2 protein-coding genes are annotated in these 2,240 nt (G+C 48.2%); both read left to right on the top strand.

What is annotated here, in order from left to right:
* The first annotated feature begins 108 nt into the window (after window positions 1-108).
* Window positions 109-969 carry an FkbM family methyltransferase gene (locus tag A1351_RS01730; protein ID WP_157096041.1) on the top strand — a complete coding sequence of 287 codons (861 nt, stop codon included), beginning with the start codon at window positions 109-111 and terminating at the stop codon, window positions 967-969.
* Between the two features lie 31 nt (window positions 970-1,000).
* Window positions 1,001-2,179, top strand: a complete 1,179-nt coding sequence (locus A1351_RS23560; protein ID WP_083967015.1) for a glycosyltransferase — start codon at window positions 1,001-1,003, stop codon at window positions 2,177-2,179.
* The last annotated feature ends 61 nt before the right edge of the window (window positions 2,180-2,240 follow it).

Here is a 2,240-nt window from a genome sequence, read left to right as displayed (position 1 = left end):
GCGTTTCTTCACCTCGCCTCCATCCGCCTGATGCTCAGAAGGCTTTGTAATCAAGCATGAAGTTCGCGGACCGACTCTAAGTGTCGGTCCGGAGACATATTGAATCGGATGAGCACGTCCCTCGCAGGCAACGGCCTGTCAAGTGATTGGTCCGCCGAACTCCGCCGCAACGCGGAAATTCAAAAATTCTGCCTAGGCATAAGCCTCGAGTCAGCATTCGTCACGTTTTACCCATCAATAGGAGTGACTCCCATCAACCGGTTATTGAAATATATTTCTGCCGTAAGCAACTCTGCCTTCTGGCCAGCACTTGCAAAAGGCATCATGCCAACCGTCGAGCATCTTGAACCGCTGAGATCGCTCGCACCGAGCACGATAATCGATGTCGGTGCCAACAAGGGTCAATTTTCAGTGGCGGCAAGACATTTGTTTCCTAACGCCACAATTCATGCCTTCGAGCCCCTCGAGAGTGAGCGCCGCGGGTATCGATCCGTGGTTGCAGAGCCCTACAAGTTACACCACCAGGCGCTTGGTGCGGTCAAAGGAAAAGCGCCATTTTTCGTCGCCTCAAGAGCCGACTCCTCGTCCCTTTTGGTTCCTGGAAAAAATCAGGAGGTCGCGTACGGTGTCAGCAGAGCTAAAACGATCGAAGTGGAGGTAGAGCGGTTGGCGGAAATTTTAGACCCTCAAGATCTTGTTGAACCGGTACTTCTCAAGCTGGATGTACAGGGCGCAGAATTGGAGGTTTTGGAGGGTGCCGAAACGATCCTGCCAGCAGTCGATGCAGTGTACTGCGAAATGTCGTTCATCGAACTCTATCAGAGGCAACCCACCGCAAACAAAGTTATTTCAATTCTTGATCGCTATGATTTCGTCCTTAGAGGCGTCTTCAATATATCCAGGACAAAGCCATTCGGGCAAACGCAAGCTGATTTCTTATTCGTAAAAGAGACTAAGCAGATAACATAAACATTTACTTAATGAATCCAGGGTCAAAAAAATGAAAATTTTGCATGTTATTCTGACATTGTCACCCAAATACGGCGGACCCGTGACGATGCTAAAAGACATTTCATTGGCCATGAAAGATCGAGGCCATGAGATTACTGTTGTTGCGACAAATTTCTCTTATCCGCACGGTAGAAGCAACGAGCACCCTTACGAGAGCTTTCCGGAAGTTGACGTGCGTCTCTTTCCATTTTGGTCGGAGAATTACGCGCTCTCACCCCAATTCGCAAGGTTTATCTGGCGGAGAGTCCACGAATTTGATCTCGTTCATATACACGGGTTGTACCGATTTCCACTTAGCCTTGCCGCTTTCGTGTGCGGGTTAAAAAAGGTACCTTACATTATCTCGATTCATGGTGCACTTGACCCGTTCTTGTATAACAGAACTCGAAATTGGCTTTTGAAACGGCTGTACGAAAAATTGGTTGATTTTCCTCTTCTTCGACGTGCCGCCAGAATTCACTATGCGACAAATGAAGAGTGGGCATTGGTGAGGCAACTCAAACTGGGCGATAAAGGTGCAGTTATTCCCAACGGCGTAGATGTTTCACGCTTCCTGCCGACGCCTCAACTGGGCTCGTTTCGCGCGAAGCACGCCATCTCAGAAGCAAATCTGCTCTTGTTTGTAGGTAGAATTAACTTTAAAAAGGGCTTAGATATCACACTGAAAAGCTTACCAAAGGTAATCCAGTCACACCCAAGCACGAAGCTAGTCATAGCTGGTCCAGATAATGAGGGCTACAAGAAGGATCTTGAGATTATTATTCAAGAGCAAGGCATCCAGCGGAACGTCGCTTTTATCGGGATGCAGACCGCTGAGCAAATGGCAGAGGCATTTGCAGATGCAACTCTATTTTTACTACCATCATACACGGAAAATTTCGGTATCGCCGTCGTAGAAGCGATGCTTTGCGGTTGCCCTGTTGTCATTTCGAATCGGGTGAACATACATTCCGATCTTTCGGCACACGATGCTGCTCTGGTTGTCGATTGTGATACAGAAGATATCGCCGAAAAAGTGGTGCTAGCGCTCGGAAGTCCGCAATTGCGAACAAAACTGTCACAAAACGGAAGGAACGTTTCCCACGAACTGTATAGCATCGAGACCGTAACTGCGCAATTTGAGGATCTTTATCATCAAGTCGCGGGAGAGATTAGAGTCGGTCCGTGAACTTTATGCTTGATTACAAAGCCTTGAGCATGAGGCGGATGGAGGCGAGGTGAAGAAACGC

Source organism: Methylosinus sp. R-45379, from assembly GCF_001644125.1.
In the GTDB taxonomy this organism is placed as follows: domain Bacteria; phylum Pseudomonadota; class Alphaproteobacteria; order Rhizobiales; family Beijerinckiaceae; genus Methylosinus.
Note: the sequence above shows the minus strand (reverse complement) of the source record. Positions and strands in the feature narration are given on the sequence as shown.

Bases quoted from the DNA above. Each gene is read 5' to 3' on its own strand.
- A1351_RS01730 (WP_157096041.1), top strand. From the start codon at position 109: ATGAGCACGTCCCTCGCAGGCAACGGCCTGTCAAGTGATTGGTCCGCC.
- A1351_RS23560 (WP_083967015.1), top strand. From the start codon at position 1,001: ATGAAAATTTTGCATGTTATTCTGACATTGTCACCCAAATACGGCGGA.